Annotated in this window: 2 protein-coding genes; both read right to left on the bottom strand. The window is 41.4% G+C overall.

The genetic code is table 11. From position 1 onward, the window contains the following. Entirely contained in the window at nt 1–10467 is a 10467-nt protein-coding gene (locus ICL16_RS31890) for a non-ribosomal peptide synthetase/type I polyketide synthase (RefSeq protein WP_190835608.1), read from the bottom strand. Then, nucleotides 10457–22213, bottom strand: a complete 11757-nt coding sequence (locus ICL16_RS31885) for a type I polyketide synthase (protein ID WP_190835607.1) — start codon at nt 22211–22213, stop codon at nt 10457–10459. Before ICL16_RS31885 ends, ICL16_RS31890 begins: the two co-directional genes overlap by 11 nt. Between the last annotated feature and the right edge of the window lie 4 nt (nt 22214–22217).

Genomic DNA, 22217 nt, shown 5'->3' with positions numbered 1-22217 from the left:
CTAAAAATTAAAATTGGTGGCAAAAAGATTGCTATCTTCTTTCTGAGAATTTTCGGTATTGAAAGATAGCTTTCGTAATGGCGTGTCAGGAGATTCTACTACATCTTCTAAAAGACTTTCTAACAACTTTAGTATCAATGAGATACGTTCCATTACAAATATATCTGTATTGTAGATTAGCTTCAGATATACTTCTTTCTGGTCAACAAAAATGAATTCCAGATCGAATTTGGCAGTAACAATCTCTTGGTCAATAGGTTTAACAGTAATTCCATCTAGTGCTAGATCTACATTTTGGTTGTTTTGCAGCACAACGACGGTATCAAATAGCGGATTCCGGCTGGGATCGCGCTTCAAATTCAAATCGGATACTAGTTTGTCAAAGGGATATTCTTGGTTTTCATACGCCTCTAGTGTTGTTGTTTTCACTTTTGAGAGTAAAGTGGTAAAACTATCGTCTTCTGCTATTTGACTGCGGAAGACTAAAGTATTAACATAAAAACCTATTTGCTCTTCTAAATCGGGATGATTTCGTCCGGCTATGGGAGAGCCTACAGTAATCTCATTTTGTTCGGTATATCGAAACAGAAAACTCTTGACGAAAGTCAGTAACCCCATAAACAAAGTAGCTTCTTGAGTCTTGACTAATAGCTCAAAGCGCTTCATTACTTCTCGATCGGGCTTCCATGTAACCGCAGTGCCTTGGAAACTTTGCACCGCTGGTCGGGTACGATCTAAAGGTAAGTTAAGACGTGTAGGAGCAGGAGTCAACTTAGCCTGCCAGTAATCACGTTGCGCTTGTAGTTCCGATGTTTTTAACCGCTTTTCTTGCCAGGAAGTATAGTCTTTATAATGAATTCTTAAAGGTGGCGGCAATTCTACATTCTGTTGTCCGCAGGCATGATAAAATGTGAGGAAATCTTTAATCAAGACGCCTGCTGACCAACCATCTGAGATGATATGGTGCATATTAAACAGAACTATATAGCTCTGTTGACTCAGTTTTAGTAAGTTAACTTTGAGTAAAGGTCCCGCTGACAAATCAAAAGTAGTTTTTGCATTGTTGTCAAGAGCTTCGGCGAGATTTTTTTCTTGTTCTTCACACTCCATCAAGTTGATCTGCTGCACTGCAAAATTCATGTGTTCATGCACGACTTGACGCGGTTCATTATCTATGAGGGTAAACGTAGTACGCAGTATTTCGTGGCGTTCGATCAAATGTTGAAAAGCATTTTCAAAGGCAGCGATATTTAGATCGCCGATGAATTGATAAGCACTGGGCATTCCATAGGCAGTATGATTGCGATCGAGGAATTCTAAAGCCCAAAGCCGACGCTGCCCATGAGACATAGGATAAGATTTTTGCTGAGTTATTGCTGGTATACGTTCCTGAAAGTCATATTGTGTTTTAGATATTAAAGCTGCTAATCCACAAATAGTTGGACTTCTAAAGAAGTCAGCCAATTTGACCACCACATTTAGTTCTTTATGAATGTGAGTTACGACTCTCGAAAGCAGCAGTGAGTGTCCACCAATGTCAAAGAAGTTATCAAATATGCTAATGGGGTATTTGGTGAGAAATTTTTCCCAAATATTTACTAGCTTTGACTCTAAAGTATTACGTGGCGCAGTGTAAGCTACCTTTGTTATACCTGTTTCCTTGATATCAGCCAGTGCTCGTAGGTCGATTTTTCCATGCCTGGTTAGAGGAAATTGCTTTAAGAAGATAAAGGAGGTGGGAATCATGTAAACAGGCAAATAATTAGCTATAAATTCTCTGATTTCTCTAATTTCTATGTCTTGATGAGTTTGACAATAAGCACATAACTGGGTTTGATTATCTACATTCACAGGTAATACAATAGCTCTCTCTATATCAGTATGGCGACTGAGTTGGTATTCAATTTCTCCTGGATCTATTCGATAGCCATTCACCTTAACTTGATTATCTTTACGACCAATAAATTCAATCTGACCTGGAGCAGTTTGTTTACCTAAATCTCCTGTTCTAAATAGAGTTTTTCCCGGACTCACAAAGCTAGGTTTAAATTTTTCCTTGGTGATTTGAGGGAGGTTGTGATAACCAGCTGCTAATGCTGCACCTTCTACACAGATTTCACCGATCGCATGAAGAGGTACGGTGTTATTGAATTCATCGAGGACAAATAATCGATTGTTATGGAAAACCTGACCAAGAGGTACTTCTGTGTCTAAAATTTCGTCTATTGTATACTGAGCTACTCCTACACAAGTTTCTGTTGAGCCGTAGACATTGCTGACAATTTCAGCTTGAAAGCGTTTTCGTAAAGCGATCGCTGTTTCCCGATCTAATTTCTCTCCTCCTGAAGAGATATATTTTAAGCTGGGGATAGTTTCTCCTGCTTCGAGTACAGCCAATATTTCCCGATAAATAGATGGCGTTGTGTGCAGTGCATTAATTTGTTTTTCTTGTAAAAAGGAAACTAAATGCCCTATATGCTTCACTTCGTACATATATAAAGGAGCACCGATCGTCAACGGGAGAAAAATATTCCTCAGAGATGGATCGTGGGTGACAGAAGCGGTAAAGATATAGCGCCACTCAGGATGTTTATCTAAGTCAAAGGTGAGTCGTAAACTCCGAATTACATTCAGAATAGAGATGTGACAACCCATGACTCCTTTGGGGTTTCCAGTTGAGCCAGAAGTATATAAAATATAGGCAATTTGGCTAGAGTCTGGTTTGAATTTTGGCTCCGTGCTGTCAAATTCTGCCAGAATGGGAGCGATTTTATCCAAGCAAATCGTCTCTATTTCTTGAGGTAATTTGGATACAAAATTACTCTCAGTGAGACACACATGGCAGCCACTATCTTTTAAAATAAAATCGATGCGGCTACTGGGAAATTCCGGATCTATCGGAACATACGTTGCTCCTGTTTTGAAAGTAGCAAGGATGGCGATGATTAAGTTCTGATTACGTCCTAGCGCCACCGCGATCGCTTTCCCTGCAGACTGATATTTCTGATGCAAGTAATTTGTTAAACTATTTACTTTTTCATTCAATTCTTGATAGCTGAGAGTAGTTTCTCCAACAATTAATGCTGGTGCATTTGGAGTAGAGTTGACTTTAGCAATAAAGTCATCAATAATTGTAGCGTTTTGGGGCAATTCTATTGTTTGTCCGATTAACTCTGCCTGTAATTTTTCTTGTTGCAATTGTGTTAAGAGAGGCAACTGAGAAATCAAACTATTAGCATTTTTAGTTACGCCCTCAAGCAAAATTTCAAAACTTTCTAGAAACTGCTTGATAGTCTCTTGCCTAAAAAGTTCCTTATTGTAATTACAGTAGATAATCAGGGCATCATTTACTTCGATCAGGTTAAAGCCCAAATCGAAAGGAGTATATCCAATTGGCTCTGGTGGCAGCGATACTTGTAATCCTGCAAACTCAGGTAGAGTTAAACTAGGATCCATATTGAAAGATACCGAGATGAGCGCAGAACGGGAAAAATCCCGTTGTAATTGCAAAGCTGCTAATAACTCTTCTAAAGCGTGACTTTGGTGTTTAAACGCTGCTACAAGTGTTGCTTTGGTATGACGAAGATGTTCAACAAAAGAAGCCGTTACATCTATGGGGATACGAACTGGTAAAAATTGTGAGCAAAAGCCAACTAACTCTTCGCTGCCCTCAACTTGTCGTCCAGAAATGGGAACACCAATTACTAAATCATTTTGACCGGAAATCCGACGCAGAAAAGCTGTGTAAGCAGCAAACATTGTCATAAATAATGTAGCTTGGTTTCTGCGTCCCACAGTCTGCACATTTTGCCACAGTTCAGGAGCAATAATTTTACTTTCTCGACCTCCAGTGTAAGTTTTTACAGCCGGACGGGGAAAGTCCGTAGGCAGCTCAAATACTGGAATTTCTCCCTCATAGGTTTTCAACCAAAAATCACGATGCTCTTGCATTTGTAGACTTTGCGCTTCTTGCTGTCGCAAAGCCAGATATTTGCGAAACTGCATTGGTGGCGCTAATTCTGTCTCAACGCCAATTTTTGCTGAATACAGTTTGCCTATTTCATTCAAAATTAGCCCTAAAGACCAACCATCAGCAACGATATGATGGGTTTTTAAAGATAGAAGATGGTGTTCGGGTGCTAAACGCATCAGAACAGCTTCAAATAAAGGAGCTACAGATAGATCAAAAGGCTTTTGAGAAGACTGAGTTCTTAATGCTAAAGCAGTTGCTTCGGGATTGTCGTCATCTATAAGATTGATTAACGGCAGGTCAATTTTGACACTATTAATAACTTCCTGTAGTTCGCCTTGTTCTAATACTCGTGTTCGTAAAGCCTCGTGACGATTGACTACTTCATTAATAGCTTGCTGTAAAGATGAAATCTCTAAGGAACCACGCAGTTCTAAAGAAGTAGTGACGTTGTATGATGCTGAAGCTGTTTTATCTAATTCTGACAACAGCCAAAGCTGACGTTGCGCTTCACTGGTAGAAAATCTCTGGTTTAAATTACTCCTACCATCTTCATCAACAAAGCGATCGCTTTCTTCTCTTTTCTTTGATTGCGGTGGTTTGGCATTTTCAAAAAAACCTGCTTGCCGCAGTTCCATAATAGCTTCTTTAACAGCAGTGACTACTTTGTCTATATCTTCATTGGTATGGTGAGTCGAGAGGAAGCAAACCCGTTTCTCCCATGTATACACGCCTTTGAGATTTAGCAAGTAATAAAAGAGCGGCAGTTCGATAGGTTGCAGGAAAATACTATAAGCTCCAAAGGGTTCAAAGCGAAACAAAGAACCAAAATGAACGATGCGGATGGGAATTCCTATTTCAAGAAAGAATTGATTAACTTCCGTTGCTAATCGATTGGTTAATTGATTTACGCTTTCTAAAAGCTGTGAACCTTGTGAGCGTAAATGTAGAAGCACTGCACGACATGCCGCCAGAGCCAAAGGATGACGACAGAAAGTACCACCATAAGCAGTTAATTCTGTTTGCGGATGGGAATTATCTCCATAACTCCAAAAACCGCCATCAATTGCATCCAATAAATCTGCTTTACCACAGATCGTACTAATAGGCAACCCACCACCAATTGCCTTACCGTAAACTACTATATCTGCCTCTACGTCAAACCATTCCTGCGCTCCTCTTAGCGCAATCCTAAATCCAGTAATAATTTCATCAAAAATTAGCGCAATCCCGTTTTCACGAGTCAATTTACGTAATTTTTGCAGAAACTCTCTAGGCTGTAAATCGGGTTTACGGCTTTGCACCGGTTCTACCAGCACTGCTGCTAAATCATCAGCGTGAGCAGAAATTATTTGTAAACTTTCTTCGGCTCCATAAGTCAAAATTATTACGTCTTCAACCATTCCTAATGGTGTACCCTGACTTAATGGTTGGGCTGTTTCCGGCTCCTCTCCAACTCGTGCTAAAATGCCGTCAAAAGTTCCGTGATAAGAACCAGCAAACAAAGCAATTTTTTGGCGTTTTGTCCGAGAACGAGCAACACGAACTGCTGCCATAATTGCTTCTGTTCCAGTATTACTAAAAGCAACCCGCTCCACACCTGTCATTTCACTAATTAGAGCAGCCGTTTCTGCCGCGATATTGGACTGCATTCCCAATCCTATTCCTTGTTGCATCTGATTCTGAATCGCTGACAGCACGAAATCAGGACTGTGTCCAAAAAAGTTAACACCAAACCCCATTGCTAAGTCGATATAATCATTGCCGTCAATATCACGAAAATGTGCCCCTTGGGCTGATTCTGAGACAATGGGATATTGAAATTCTTTTAAAGCCATCCGGAAGTCAATGGTAGGTTTGACATCAACCATTGTTTTGCGGCTATTTTGCGAATATGCTTTTGATTTCGCTGTTTTTTTATTATAAAGAAGCTCTAAATATCGAATAAAATCTTGCTGTTTTGCTGTTAAAGATTTATTTTCATTCAGCTTTAAGGCAAGTGGATTTAAACTTGGACTACTTTTTTTAGCAGGAGGTGCAGTTTCTATTTTGGTTTTTTGAGGAGGAGACGCAGTTTCTGTCTGACTCATCAAAACTTCTGATGTATTGCTGGGTGCAACAGAGGCAGATTGGAGTATTTCTAATTGTTTGATAATGGTTTTTTCATGTACATCTTTGAGATCTTTCAAAGATTGTAGTTGAGCCATCATCAAAGCTTCTTTGCCAGAGGTTGGTGATATTTGTACTGTTTTTAATTCGCTAGTAGGACTTACAGCTACAGGAATAGTTACAGGTGATTCAGCAGAGGCGCAAGCAATAATTAGCTCTTGTCCATTGAATATGCTCATATTGTTCTGCTGAGAAAAACTATCCGCAGTTACAAAACCACAGCGTTTTAAAACAGAACACCAACTTTCTGCACTCAACAAAGGAGTATCTACACGTAACTCCTTGTCCTGAAAACGCCACCATCCTGGAGTGAGTCCAAAACTTAAATCAAGCCATGAATTATTTTCTACTGTTTCTAGTAGTACCAAGTAACCACCTGGTCGTAGTAATTCCCGAATATGATTTAGTGTTTCTGTCACATTTCGGGTAGCATGAAGCACATTAGCAGCAACAACTATGTGATAAGAATGTGCTGGTAGCCCTTGGGAAACTGGTGATTTCTCAATATCTAGTTGGTGGAAGTTGACATTAGATCTGTGCTGAAACTTTTGTCTAGCTTTAGCGAGTAAAACGGGAGAGAGTTCGGTAAAAGAATAGGTTGTATGCTCAAGATTTAAGTCGTTGAGAATAGCTTCAGAAGTAGCACCTGTACCACCTCCCACTTCGATAATTTGGTAAGGGCGATCGCTTGCGGAAATCTTTAAAATTAGGTTAATCGCTGCAGCTACTCGTTTATTCATCAAACGAGATACAGGAGAATTCCCATATATGCTTTCCGCATGAGTAACTGAACCTGCTGGGAAAATTAACTCCAAAGGATCTATATTTCCTCTCAGTACTTCTGCCAAATTTTCTCCACAGCGTTGCAGCATTTCTAACTCTGGTTTAGCAGCAGGACTTGTTGAAAGCAGATTTAAGAGTGCTTGTGGTATTGAAAAAGGCGTAGGCAGGTTTTTTACCATCCATACACTACCCTGATTTTGAATAACTCCAACTTGCTCTAAAGTTTTTAAATAACGAATGACTAAAAGACGATATTTTGGGACAATTGGCTGTAATAAGATTTCTGTTGTCCAGGTTTCTGCTTTATTTAGTTTATTGCCAAGGGCTGCTAAAGCTTCTATGATATAGGCAACAGTAATCGGTTGTAATTGGGAAATGACCCACAGGTAATCCTTTAATTCTGGAGCGGAAGTTGAGATATTTGAGATTTTAGTTAATATATTAGTGCTGGATATTTCATCAGATATATTTAAGGGTTGAGGGTCAACATAGTTAGAGAGATAATTGGAGATATCGGCAACTGTTTGCAAATCTGTAAATAATTGATCTATCTTGACCTTGACGCCATACTTCTCTTCAATTTTGCGAGCAAAGTCGGTCAGAATAATCGAATCTGCTCCCAGATTTAATAATGTCTCATCATCTCTAATGTCATTTTCATCTTCTTTGAGGAGGAGAGCCAAGATAGACTTTAACTGATTGCCAATTTCTTGCTGATGTTGGATATTTGATTTTGCTACGGATGTTAACTCCATTTTGGTCTCCATTTGCTCTCTTTCTACCACTTGGTTAATTTGACTAGATTCGACTAAAATATTAGGTTGAAATTGGAAACGTTTTCTTTGAAAGGGATATGTCGGCAATTGTACATTTCTGTAGCCGTAATCTTCATTGAATTTCTCAGCGTTAAAATTAACTCCATTAATGTATAGTTGGGCAAGTGCCGACAGCATTGTCTGCCAGTTATTCAAACCTCTATTTAGAGAACTTAGCCAGATAACTTCTTCGTTATAACGACGTCCTTGATCTGCTAGTATTGGTCTTGGACCAACTTCTAAAAATAGTTTATATCCTTTGTTTAAGGCCGTAATTATACTCTGTAAAAATTGCACTGGTTCACGACATTGTTGTCTCCAGTAAATTGCATCAGGCGCATTTTCTAAAGCTTTTCCGTCAATTCCTGAAAGCAGGATAATTTTAGGATGATGGTAGGAAATCTGCCGAGCAGCAGTTTCAAATTCAGCTAAAATAGGCTCCATTAATGGAGAATGAAAACCCCCGGCAACGGAGAGTAACTGAACCCCAATTCTTTGGTTTTTACAGATGGTAATAATCTCATCAATACTGTCGCTTTCTCCAGAAATAACAATTTGTTGAGGATGGTTAATAGCCGCAATCGAAACTGTATCACTGTAGTTTTTGAGCAGAGAAAGTACCGTCTCTTCATCTGCAAAAACTGAAGCCATTTTCCCTGTAGCCGCAGTTTGCATTAACTGCCCGCGTTTAACAATTAATGCTAAACCTGCTTCTAAGCTAAATACTCCGGCAATACAAGCTGCTACATATTCCCCAACGCTGTGTCCAATTACTAAGCTGGGTTCTATTCCCCAAGACCGCCATAGCATGGCAATGGCATATTCTAAAGCAAATATCGCTGGTTGAGCATACGCAGTTTGATTGAGTAAATCTGTTTGCTCGCCAAACAATACATCTTGTAATGGATACTCTAAGTGAGGTGCTAAAATTTCTGCACATCGATCAATATATTTACGGAATTTAGGTTGGGTTTGGTACAGTCCATCGCCCATACCTGCATAACAAGCTCCTTGACCGGTAAAGAGAAAGACAACTTTCGGCTGTTTATCTCCCCCAAAGCGTTGATAAAATGTCAAACTATCAATAGTTTTTTGCTCGGTAAATGCTGCTAGTCTTTGTTGCAACTCAGGTAATGTATCTGCTACTATTGCTAAACGCTCTGGTAAGCGCGATCTGCCTATAGCTGCACTATGGCAGATGTCTCCTATTTCTGGATGCGACTCTAGGTGAGTGTGAAAACGTTGCGCTAGTTCTTCTAAAGCAGTTTTGCTCTGAGCGGAAATCGTGAAAAGATAACTGGGAAGTTTCTGTTTAATCTCTGTTTGTGTTGCAGGGGGCGCTTGTTCGACAATGACATGGGCATTGGTTCCAGAAAAACCAAAGGAGCTAACTCCAGCTATGCGTACTTCACCTTTGTTAGACCAAGGTACAGTTTGACTGGGAATTTCGAGCGGAGTTCCTTGCCAATTAATTAGAGGATTAGGTTCTTTGAAGTGAAGATGAGGCGGAATCTCACCATGCTGCAGAGCCAGAATCGTCTTGATCGTTCCTGCTATACCTGCGGCTGCTTCCAGATGTCCAAGATTAGTCTTAACTGAACCGACGTAAAGGGGTTGCTTACGCTCTTGTCCATAAACTGCGGCGATCGCATTAATCTCAATTGGATCTCCTAAAGAGGTTCCAGTACCATGTGCTTCTATATACCCAACTTGGTGGGGAGCTACTCTGGCATCAGCTAATGCTTGACGTAGTAACTCTTGTTGTGCCGGACCACTGGGAACTGTTAACCCGGCTGATGCGCCGTTATGATTCACCGCCGACCCCCGCAGTAGTGCGAGTATGCGATCGCCATTTTTCTTAGCCTCAGACAAGGGTTTCAGTACTAAAACCCCACACCCTTCTCCCCGCACATAACCATTTGCAGCCGCATCAAAGGTTTTGCAGCGACCATCATTTGACATCATTCCCGACTGCGAAAGATTAATAGTAATTGCCGGATCGAGAATCAAATTTACCCCAGCTACCAAAGCTAGTTTGCATTCATTATTTCTTAAGCTGCAAATAGCTTGGTGAACAGCTACGAGTGAAGAAGCACATGCCGCATCAATAGACATGCAAGGGCCGCGAAGGTTAAGAAAATAAGACAGCCTACCTGCTGCTGCACTCAAAGCATTTCCCGTGCCAAAAAAAGAGTCGATTTCATCATATTTGGTTTTGTAGACCTTCATAGCGTGGTCGATCCCACTAATGCCGACAAACACACCAATGCGATCGCCTGCTAAATTAGTAGGTGGTAAATTAGCATTTTCCAGAGCTTCCCATGTCACCTCAAGTAGTAACTTTTGCTGCGGGTCCATTGAGGTAGCTTCGCGGGAAGATATAGAGAAGAAACGGGCATCAAATGCGGTAATATCCTCTTGAATAAATCCCCCATAACGTGTGTTCATTTTACCTGGTTTGGGATCGCGATCGTAAAATTTCGAGATATCCCAACGGGTTTTAGGCACTTCTACAATCGCATCTAATCCAGCTTTACAGTAGTTCCAATATGCTTCTGGAGAATTTATGCCTCCAGGGAAACGACATCCCATCCCGACAACGGCAATTGGCTCACTTTGTCTAGTTTCTAATTCGGTAATGCGAGCCTGCATTGCCTCCATTTTTGTTAAGGTTGTTGCTATTAATTTTTTATAATCTGTTGACTTATTTCCCGAATTTTCATTCACCATATTTATCAAGTTCCGCTAACTTTTGATTAAGTAGTGTTGTCAGTTCGTCTTCACTGAAGTTGTCATAAGGATTTAGAGTATCTTCGGGTGCGATCGCCTCAAATTCAATCTGTGCTAGTATATGTTCTTGGATGTAAGTGCTGAGACTTGTAATATTGGGATAATCAAAGATTATAGATGCTGGTAAAGAGCAAGCTAAATTATTTTCTAGCCTGTTTTTAAATTCTAGTACCATTAAGGAGTTTAAACCTAACTCTAAAAAAGAAGTTTGATGAGGAATAACGCTAGTTGTATTTAACCCAGTAACTTCGCGTAATACTTGCTCAATTCCTTGAGCTAAAGTTGCCGCTCGCTCATCTACAGTTACAGATTTTAACCGCTCTAACAATTTTGCCGAATTCTCTGGACTTTTTTCTTTTGGTGTCAGTACTTCGGCAAAAAATGGTTGGTTGATATTAAAAGAGGAATGAAAAGTTTGCCAATCAATATCGATAATAACTTCTTGAGAGTTCCCCTGAATCAATTGACTGAGATATTCTAAAGCGGTATCAGAAGACATACTTTGAATACCCCAACTAGCAAAACGTTGTTTTTCTATTTCATTTCCTGTATCCCATGCGCCCCAATTGATACTTATACCTGGTAATCCTAAACTTTGTCGTTGCTGCATTAAGGCATCCATAAAAGCATTGGCAGCAGCGTAACTACTTTGACCGGGTGAACCGAGAATCACAGCAGCAGAAGAAAAGGCAATGAAAAAGTCTAAAGACAGATTGCGGCTGTAGCGGTCTAGTAATAGAGTACCTTCTACTTTAGGACGCATCACGTTTTGGAATCTTTCCCAATTTTGATTGCGCAAAAGACCATCATCTAAAACACCAGCAGCGTGAATAACACCACGTAATTCTGGTAATTCTGTGCCAAAACGGGAGAAGAGTTGTTCCATATCCGTCGGTGAAGCAACATCAGCACCGACAACTGTAATCTGTGTACCATTTTTAGCTAATAATGCGATCGCATCATGTTGAGACTTGGCATTACGGCTACACAAAACTACATGGCTAGCTCCCATAGACGATAGCCACTGAGCCATGAGCAACCCAAGTTTACCCAACCCTCCAGTAATCAAATAAGCTCCTTCACCCGTAATTATCTTCTGTTTTTGTGCTGTAGGAACTTTTGCCGACACTAATCTTGCTCCATAGCGGTTTCCCCCACGTAAAGCCAGACGCAACTCGTTACTTGGAGTATGGAATTCGTTGAACAGAAATTCAGCTTCATTAGGTTCTGCAATCGGTGGTAAATCCAAGCATACACAACGGGTTTGGGGATATTCATTATTTATGACTGCTCCTAATCCCCAGAGCAAAGACTGTTGAGGTTGCAACGAAGTCTCAGAAAGCACTTTATTTGCACCGCGAGTCACAAACCACAGATGAGGTAATTTTTCCCAGTGAGCGGTGATGGCTTGTATTAAGTGTAATGCCGCACGACAATTGTCGATATGCGCACCTTCCTCAACAGGTGCAGCTGAGCAAGCGAAAATCACATCTGTGGGAAATCCCGATAACCCTACTTCTTGGCATAAGCGCCGAAAATCAGACTCAACAGATGGATCGATCGCAAAAGAATCTTGATAACGGCATTCATAATTAGAACCCAGTTCCACAGTTATGACTCGTTCTCCAGCTTTTCTCAATAAAGTTATCAACTCATTCAACGCTGTACCAGGATACACAAACACCAGCCAAGATTTGTTATTTGCGGCAATTGGAATTGAATTGAGCTTTTTCCATTCAATCTGGTACCAATTTGTTTTAGGTTTTTGCCATAAACCCTGTAATCCCGGATTAGTACGCCGTGCTGCTAATTTTGTAAACCGAGCGCAAAGATGCCCTTGTAGATCGTAAACATCTAAGTCTACGGATATTTCTCCGTTAGTATCTGATTTAATATCAGCGCGAGTCCAAGCTTGATTCCCAGGATTACCAAAGAATTCTAATGAAGAGAAACCATAAGGTAAGTGCAATTCATGACCGTGAATTTCTGGAAAAGCCGCGCCAATACTTTGCAAGCAAGCATCTAAAAGCACGGGATGAAGACAATAGCGATGATCTGACAAACTGCGATCGATACTAATGCGAGCCTGAGAACCATTTCCTAAGTAGCGTAGTTCTTGAAGAGCTTGAAATTGCTTACCGTAACTGATTCCCATTTGATGATAAAGCTCATAGAATCTGGAGATAGAAACAGATTCCCCTTCTAGCTCAGACCAATGAACGATCTCTGAGAAACCCGGTTTCTCAAAGAAACCGGGTTTCTGCACCAGGCGAAGTTCGTGTGGTGGAGTACTAAGAGATTTTTGATTGTTGGGTTTAATTTCACCAGTGACATGAAGAATCCAGTTATTTTGTTGTGAATTACTACTAAATATCTCAAAACTATAGTTTCCTGATGATTTTGGTTTAAAAATCATTTGTAATGTACTTTGATGAGATAATATCAACCCCTGATGAATTGACACATTCTGTACAATTGCCACATCAGTAAATATTTTCTGGCTGGCTGCTAAAATTGCTTCAATAAAACCCGTAGCTGGAAATACGGTTTTTTCAAATACCTGGTGTTCTTCAAGATATTGCGGGTTATCGGAGCCTATATCTCCCTCAAAGATAATTTCTCCGGTAGCTAGTTTTTTGACATCACTAATAAAAGGATGTAACTTAGGTTTGATTTCAGCTACAGAAAATTGTGAGTTTGACACCCAGTAGCGTTCTCGTTGAAATGGATAAGTAGGTAAAGGAATTCGCTTACCTTGTTTAAATACCTCTGTCCATTCTATTGAAGCACCATTAACAAAGAGTGTCGCCAAACTTCTGTACATCTGGGCTTGTTCATCTTGTCCGGGTACGATGCTGGGTAGCCATAATATTTCTTTGATTTGAGAAGTTAGTCGCGCCATTCCCAATAACACAGGCTTCGGTCCCAACTCTACAAAACAGCGATAACCACTGTCAATTAAGAATTTGAATCCTTGACCAAAATGTACGGTACTGCGAATATGGCGTAGCCAATAATCGGGAGTAGCGATTTCTTTACCAATTGGTTTGCCAGTGACATTGCTAATAATAGTCAAGCTTGGTTCATGGAAAGAAATTTTACTCAATACCTGAGCAAAATCATCAATAATCGGTTCCATTAAAGGGGAGTGAAAAGCATGAGATACTGCCAAGCGTTTGGTTTTATAACCCTGCTCTAGAAAAAGTTTTTCCAGGTTATTAACAATTTCATTTAAGCCAGAAATTACAGTAATTGAACCATTGGCAGCGGCAATATTAATTTGACTGCTATTGCCTGCAATATAGGCTGCAACTGTTTCAAAATCAGCATAAATTGCTGCCATACCGCCATTATGCGGTAGTTCTCCCATTAAGCGACCGCGTTCGGCAACTAATTGCAGGGCATCTTCTAAAGAGAAAACTCCCGCTAGGCAAGCTGCGACATATTCACCAATGCTATGTCCCAAAAGCGCAGAAGGTTGTATTCCCCAGGATTGCCATAATTTAGCAAGTGCGTATTCCAGTGAAAAAAGCGCTGGTTGTGTGATTGGAGTCTGTTCAAGCAACTCGCTATTTTGTAACTGAAAGATTAAATCTAACAGCGATGTACCTAAAATAGGTTCTAGGATTTTGTTACAAAGATCCAGAGTATTTTTAAAGACAGGTTCTTTGTTGTAAAGAATTTGTCCCATCCCTGAATATTGAGAACCTTGTCCTGAGAATAAGAAAGCTACATTTAACTGAGTTTCTAAGGAATTTTGCCTAATTAAATTGTCAGAATCATGACCTGATTGGAAATCAGCAAGTGCTTTTTGGGCTGTAGAGATCGAGTCGGCTAAAATACACAATCGATGCCGGAAAACAGCACGTCCTGTACTTGCTGTAAAACAAGCATCTGCCAATCCAGATTCATTCAAAGCGTGCTGATAATCTTGTGCCAACTTTCGCAGAGATTTTTCGGAACGAGCCGAAAGAGGCAGAAGGTAAAGTTTATGATCAGATTGCTGAGTGACAGATGGGGAAGTAGGCGCAATTTCTCCGATGATAATATGGGCATTAGTGCCACTAAATCCAAAGGAACTAACTCCCGCAATTCGCTGCCGTTCACTAAGATGCCAGTTTTTTCCATGTACTGGAACTTCAAAAATATGAGAACTCCAATCAAAACGCGGGTTGGGCTGCTCAAAGTGAAGATGGGGAGGAATTTTATGATGTTGCAAGGCTAAAACAGTTTTGATTAACCCAGCAATTCCGGCGGCACCTTCTAAATGTCCTAAATTGGTTTTGACAGAACCAATGATTAAAGGTCGATTTTGGGGGCGATTGCCAAAAACGGCAGCCATGCTTTCTAATTCAATCGGATCTCCGATCGCAGTACCAGTACCGTGAGCTTCGATAAAATCTATTTGTTCCGGTTTGAGTTTCGCCGCGTTCAGTGCCTGATGTAATAATTTTTCCTGAGCATCTCCATTGGGTACGGTGAGTCCACTACTTGGACCATCGTGATTAACGGCTGTACCATAAACTCTAGCTAAGATGCGATCGCCATTTTCCAGCGCTTGACTCAACCGCTTGAGAACAATCATCCCGCAACCTTCGCCCCGAACCATTCCATTCGCACTCGCAGCAAAAGTTTTGCAACGTCCATCAGGCGCAAGCATGTGGGCGCGACTTTCAATTAAGGAAATTACCGGGGTTAAAATTACGTTGACACCACCCGCCAGCGCAATGTCACACTCACCATTACGCAAAGCATTACAAGCCAGATGTACTGCCACCAATGAAGAAGAACAAGCAGTATCAACTGTCATTGAAGGTCCTTGTAAGCCAAGTACATAAGATAGACGACCAGCGGCTACACTTATAGAAGTCCCCGATCCGGTATAAGCATTGATTGCTTCTGGTGCATAACTCAATTGTGCATAGTCTTGAGTCATCGCCCCAATAAAAACACCAGTTTGACTGTTGCGTAACTGTTGCGGATTTTGACCGGCAGATTCCAAAGCCTCCCAAGTAGTTTCTAGCAGCAAACGTTGCTGAGGATCTATAGCCACAGCCTCACGGGGTAAAATTCCAAAAAATTCAGCATCAAAATGGTCGATTTGCTCTAGAAATGCTCCATAAGGGCAATATATTTTTCCGGGTGTATCTGGATCGGGATGATACCATGCATGAATATCCCAGCGATCGCTAGGAATTTCTCCCACCGCATCCTTCCCCTGCTCTAAAAGTTGCCAGAACGATTCGAGATTGTTCGCACCGCCAGGAAATCGGCAAGCCATACCCACAATGACAATTGGATCTTCAAGCTGTGGTTTTGCGTTATATTGCCCATCGATTTCTCTCAACGAGCCCAAAGAAACCCGGTTTCTTAACGAAAAATCTTCGTTTTGAGTCAGAGTCGTTCTCAAGAAACCGGGTTTCTCAAAGGATTCCAGTTGTTCTGGCACAGGAGTTTGCACCTTATCTAAAACTTCCCGCTGCAAATAATCTGCTAAAGTTTCCACCGTAGGAAAACGAAAAGTAATTGTTGTCGGTAGCGAGCAGTTGAAATCTGTTTGCAGGAGATTGCGAAGTTCTGTGGAGGTGAGAGAGTCCATCCCCAGATCGAAAAAGCCTTGTTGGGGAGATACTTCATCGGTTGATAGTCCTAATACAGTGGAGAGGAGCAAACTAATATGACGGATGAGCAAATCACGACGCCGTTTTACAGGAGTTGTTTGCCATTGCGCTAAAATATCCGATGAGGTTTGAGGCTTAGTTTCTACTTGGGGTAAGAACTGTTGATAAAAGCTTTGGTTGATGTAGGGGAAACGTTGCCAGTCAATGGCGATCGCACCAGCACGCACAATCTGATTAAACAAGATTTTTTCTAGAGTATTGAGCGCTAAGTCAGGTGCCATTGCATTAAAACCTTTGGCTGCTAACCTATCCAATACATTGCGATCAACTGCTGCACCAATCTCGCTCCACGGGCCCCAGTTGATGACTGTAGCTGGGAGATTGCGTGCATGACGAAAATAGGTAAAGGCATCCTGAAAGGCATTAGCCGCAGCAGCATTAGCTTGTCCTGCGGAGCCAATCAGCGACACAGCAGAGGTATAACAAACAAAGAAATCTAAAGGATCGGTGAGGGTTAATTGATGCAGCAGCCAAGTTCCTTTCACCTTGGGCGCTAAAACATGGTTAAAACGTTCTGGTGTCAGTCGCAGTAATGTAGTATCGTCTAAAGTGCCAGCGATGTGGAAAATCCCCCGCAAAGGATACTGGGAACGGCATTCTTCTAGCAAGGTGTGAAGTTTCTGTACATCAGTGACATCAACATCCTTAATTTCGATGTCTGCGTTGAGTGATTGCATACTTGCCAGAATTTCGGGAGTGACAGCGTTTGCACCACTGCGACTGCACAATACTAAATGACGAGCGCCACGTTCTATCATCCACCGGGCAGTTGCTAAACCTAACCCGCCTGTACCACCAGAAATCAGATAAAAGCCATCTTGACGGAAATTAATGTTTCCATCTTCTAGTTTTTGCTCTACCAGACGGGGACAGAAGCGTTGTTCGCCGCGCAAGGCTATGCGGTTTTCCCGTGTCTGGCTGTAAAGTTCTCGGAATAATTTTTCTCCTAAATCTTGTCCATTTGGCTCTAAGTCAATCGCTCTAAAATTTAGTTCCGGATGTTCTAGTACCAGGCTCAAAGCGATCCCCAACAACGAAGATTGTTCTGGAGAAGTCAGCGTCGCTACCCCTGCCGCTACACATCCTTGGGTAACGAGAATCAGCGCAGGCGGATTTTCTTGCTGCAATAATGCCTGAAGTAGAAATAGGAAACGTCTACAATGAATCTCTACGGCTTGATAAATTTCACCTTCTATCTCCTGCAATGCCCAAAAGTAGACAATTTCACGAGTTTCTGGAGTTAATAGTTTTTGCAACAGTAGTAGGTAGTCATCGGCATTATCAGGATCGATCGCAGTTTCGCCCTCTTGAGTAGTAACTCCTTGAGGCAATATTACAGAACAAGCAACCCCTCGCTGTTGCAATGGCGTAATTAAACTGTGGGCAATTCCTTTAGTATCGGCAAAGATTAATTCATGGGAAACAGACTTAGAGTAGTCATTTGCTTTGGCGATAATCACACTTTGCCGCAATAGATTGCGTGTTTCTGCTTTCGTTGGTTCAATAACATTAATTTCTGTAAATCCATGACTGACAAGCAAATCTTGCCAATGTTTTGTATCTACCAAAGGATAACCAGCGCGGAGTGGATCGTTAGAGCATAGCCACCAGCCCTCTGTTAAACCAAAGGTTAAATCTATCCAACGGCGTGCTCCAGTACTTTCCAAAAGTATCAGCAGTGCATTAGGAGCGCTTAAAGAACGTACATGCTGCAATGTCTTGTCAATATCTGTTGTTGCATGGAGGACATTAGCTGCAATAATGATATCAAAACTTCCCGGCAGAAAACCTTGAGCAAAGGGATTATTTTCTATATCTAAAGTTTCATATTTAATGAAGGGATAGCTGAAATTTTCTTTAGCTCTAGTTAAAAACCGAGAGGAAATATCGGTAAATACATATTCAATTTGCTCTGGAGGTAAGTGCGGTAAAATTGCCGAGGTAGTGGCTCCTGTTCCGCCGCCAATTTCTAGAATCCGTAGCTGACGATTTGCTGGTATTGCCACTGCAGTTCTAATTGTTTCTGCAACTAGCTCATTCATCAACTTAGCACCAGCCGCATCAGAATAGATAGATGCGATCGCATTCAGATTCCCTTGGGGGAATAGTAACTCTAACGGCTCAATTTGGCGACGCATCACAGCAGCCAAAGCCGAACCACAACGTTCTATGAGATTAATTTCTGCAAGGTAATGAGGAAATTCGCTCTCCAGGCGTTGAATCTCCAATTGAATCGAAGTTGTACTTGGTTCTTTTTCTAACAGCCATCCATCTTTTTGGTGAGTCACAATTCCTTCTTCGGCAAGGATGGCTAAACACCGCGATAATAAGGGACGATAAAAATCAACTACTCCACCTTGAGCGGCAATCTTTTCTTCTTGATAAGTTTGACCTAATTCCGGTTGCCAGTTAAGCTTTTTTAAACCTGACCATATATAATTTACACTTAAACATTCCAACTCCCCAAGCAGGCGTTCATATTGGCGCAATTCCGCCAATTGTTGTTCTAATTGCTGTGGTTTTACTCGCTCTTTAATTAGATTAGGAGTAAGTAAATAATCTCTACCATCAGCTAATAAAGGTGATAAGGAAATCCACTTCTCTAAGTAAGCTTGAGGTTGAATTTCCTGGGGGATAATTTCTTGGCGTTGAACTGATTTGAGTTGAAATCCTGTAATTGATACCAGTAATTCTCCTTGCTCTGAGTAAATTTCCAGATCGGAGATAATATGATTAGCAGAATTTTTCTGTACTCTAACTGAACTAATTACGCTATCACCTGGAGAGCGGAAGAATTGGAATTTAGCAATGCGGATCGGTACATAAGTTACAGAAGACTCTTGCTGAAATAAAATAGCAGCGATCGCTTGAAAACAAGCATCAAGCATTGCCGGATGAAAATAGTATTTTGCTTCGGGAACATCTGTTAAGTTTATGTGAGCCAAAGCACTATTTTTACCGTACTGGAGTTTTTGGATTAACTGAAAGTTAGTCCCGTAACTGACGCCAGATTGCTGGTATTTTTCATAAAAAGAATTAATTTCTAGCTGCTGTGGACAGTTAGCTTCTAGTTGCTCTAGATTTTTGTAAACTGAATCAATTGCTTTTAACTTTTCAATTTCTCCCGAAACAAGTAGATCCCAATTATTTTCAGATTGATTGTAGATTTGAAAACTTTCTTTATTACCACCATCAATAACTAATTGCAATACATCATCATCTTCTCCAAGTACTAATGCTTTATGAAATTCAATTTTCTCTAAAACAACGGTACCTTCTGCCGCAGCTAAAGCCATTTCAATAAACGCAGCCCCTGGAAAGATGGGTTTGTCAAAAACTTGATGCTCTGCTAAAAAAGCTGGGTTTTTCTGACTAATCCTAGCTTGATATTGAATAGAAGATAGAGGCGAGGGTAGACGTTCGCCTAGTAACGGATGCCCGGAGTGATAATTATGAGATTTAGATATGGCTGTTGAATTCTGTCTATCATTAATGGGAACCCAATAGCGTTTGCGGATAAAAGGAGAAGTTGGTAAACTAACTTTTTGTCCTGGACGAGAGCGATGAAATTCTTTCCAATTAATATTTGCCCCTCGGACATATAGTTGTGCTAAGATAGTTTTCAGTTGCTGATCGTCGCTGCAATCCTGAGCTAAGCTACACAACCAAAGGATTTCGCTAGCAGGCAGGCGACGAGCAATGTCGCTAGGCCGGGGCTGGGTGCCAATTTCTATAAATATTTGATAGCCCATCTGATGCAGGGTAGCAATTCCTTTAGCAACATTAACTGGTTGATGTTGCTGTTGCACCCAATAAGCAGCATTTTGAATCTGATGACTTGCCCCACCATCAAGATTTGAAATTAGAGTGAGTTGCGGAACGCTGTAAGAAATTTGCTCTGCTACTTTTTCAAATGGTAATAAAATCGATTCTACAAATCTGTCTACCCCAGTTTGTTGGCTCATACGAGTGCGAGATGCAACCAACTTGACAGCATCTTCAAGAGAAAAAACTCCTGCTTGTTGAGCAGCCACATACTCGCCCACACCACACCCTAAAAGGGCAGAAGGGCGAATTCCCCAAGATTTCCACAGTTCGCAAAGAGCATATTGCACAGCAAATAATGCTGGTTGTACATATAAGGAATCGTGCAGGTGTTGAGTATTTATATCGTGATTTTTATAAAGTAGGTCTTCTATAGAAAAATTTAAATATGTCTGGAATAGGCGATCGCATCGAATAAAAGCATCATGAAATACAGGCTCACCTGTAAACAACTGTTTCCCCATTCCCGGAAATATTGTCTCATCATTGCAGAAAAAAGCAATTTTGGGATTTGCTTGTACCTCTTTGTAAAGAATATTAGTTTCTCGGTTATTACCACTAGCAAAAGCATGAAGCTGTTCTGGAAAACTAGTAGAGTTGGAAACCAATAAAGATAATCGATGTTTATGGTGAAAACGACCTGTATTTAGAGAAAAAGCGAGATCCGTTAAGTTTAAATTGCGACTATCAAGATCGTCAACGAAGCGAGCAGCCAGCAGACGCAAACGCTCTTCATCTTTAGCAGATAGGGTAATCAGTACGGGAAATGTCGTTTTAGTCGGGGATTGTGCTTGAGGAGGTTCGCTCAAGATCACATGGGCATTAGTTCCTGATGCTCCAAAAGAACTAACTCCAGCAGCTTTCATCTTACCAGTGGCAGCCCAGGGACGAGTTTGTGTTACCACATTGAGGGGTAAGCTGTCCCAACTAATATGAGGATTTGGTTTTTGGAAATTGAGATGAGCCGGAATGGAGGAATGATAAATAGATAATACAGTCTTGATTAAACCAGAAATCCCCGCTGCCGCCGCCAGATGACCGAGATTTGTCTTGACAGAGCCGACTAATAAAGGTTGGGATTGAGAGCGATTGACGCACAAAGCATCAGCGATCGCTTTGATTTCAATGGGATCTCCTAAAGCTGTACCTGTACCGTGAGCTTCGACATAATCAATGGCATCGCCGCTCAAACGAGCTTCATTGAGCGCCTCACGAATTAAATCTGTCTGCACCGGACCGTTAGGAACTGTAAAGCCGCCACTTGCACCATCGTTATTAACCGCTGTTCCCCGAATTAATGCCCAGATGCGATCGCCATCTTCTAAAGCGTCGCTCAACCTTTTTAAAACGACGACTCCACAACCCTCGCCAATACCGAAGCCATCAGCGCTTTGGTCAAAGGTTTTGCATCTACCATCAGCAGCTAACATCTGATTTTTACACAACGCGATCGGCACTTCTGGCGTCAGGATCAGGTTCACTCCTCCCACCAGCGCCTGCCGACATTCCTGTGTCCGCAAAGAGCGGCAGGCTAGATGAACTGCCACCAGCGAAGAAGAACACGCTGTATCAACAGCTAAACTCGGTCCGTTGAGATTCAAAAGATAAGAGATGCGTCCAGCAGCAGCATTTAGATGGTTTCCAGAAATATGATAAGCACCAACACTGCTATAATCTTCCCCCGGTGCAATCAAACGAGCATAATCATTGTTTGTGATGCCAATAAAAACGCCTGTTTTGCCGATGCGGGCAGTAGGCGCAGCCATAGCAGCATCTTCTAACGCCTCATAAGCACATTCCAAGAGTAATCTTTGCTGCGGGTCCATGTGCAAGGCTTCTCTCGGCGCAATCCCAAAAAATTGTGGGTCAAACATCGAGACATCATCGAGAAAACCGCCTTGAGATACATAGATTTTGCCCGGTTTACCAGGATCTGAGTCATAAAAATCAGATGTATTCCAGCGATCGCCCGGTATTTCTCTGAGGGTATTGCCACCTGAAGAGAGAAAAGACCAAAATTCTTGGGGAGTGGAAATATTTTTGCCAAAACGACAACCCAAACCAACGACTGCGATCGGTTCGCTTTGTTTAGCTTCAACCGCCTTTAATTTCTCCTTTGCTTCGTTGAGTGCTTTGAAAACTCTCGTTTGAACAGATTTGTCTTGATCTAATATGTCCATGAAA

Origin of the sequence: Iningainema tapete BLCC-T55 (genome assembly GCF_014698965.1) — a bacterium.
Lineage (GTDB): Bacteria > Cyanobacteriota > Cyanobacteriia > Cyanobacteriales > Nostocaceae > Iningainema > Iningainema tapete.
The sequence above is the reverse complement of the archived record's forward strand: the minus strand, read 5'-3'. Positions and strand labels throughout refer to the sequence as shown.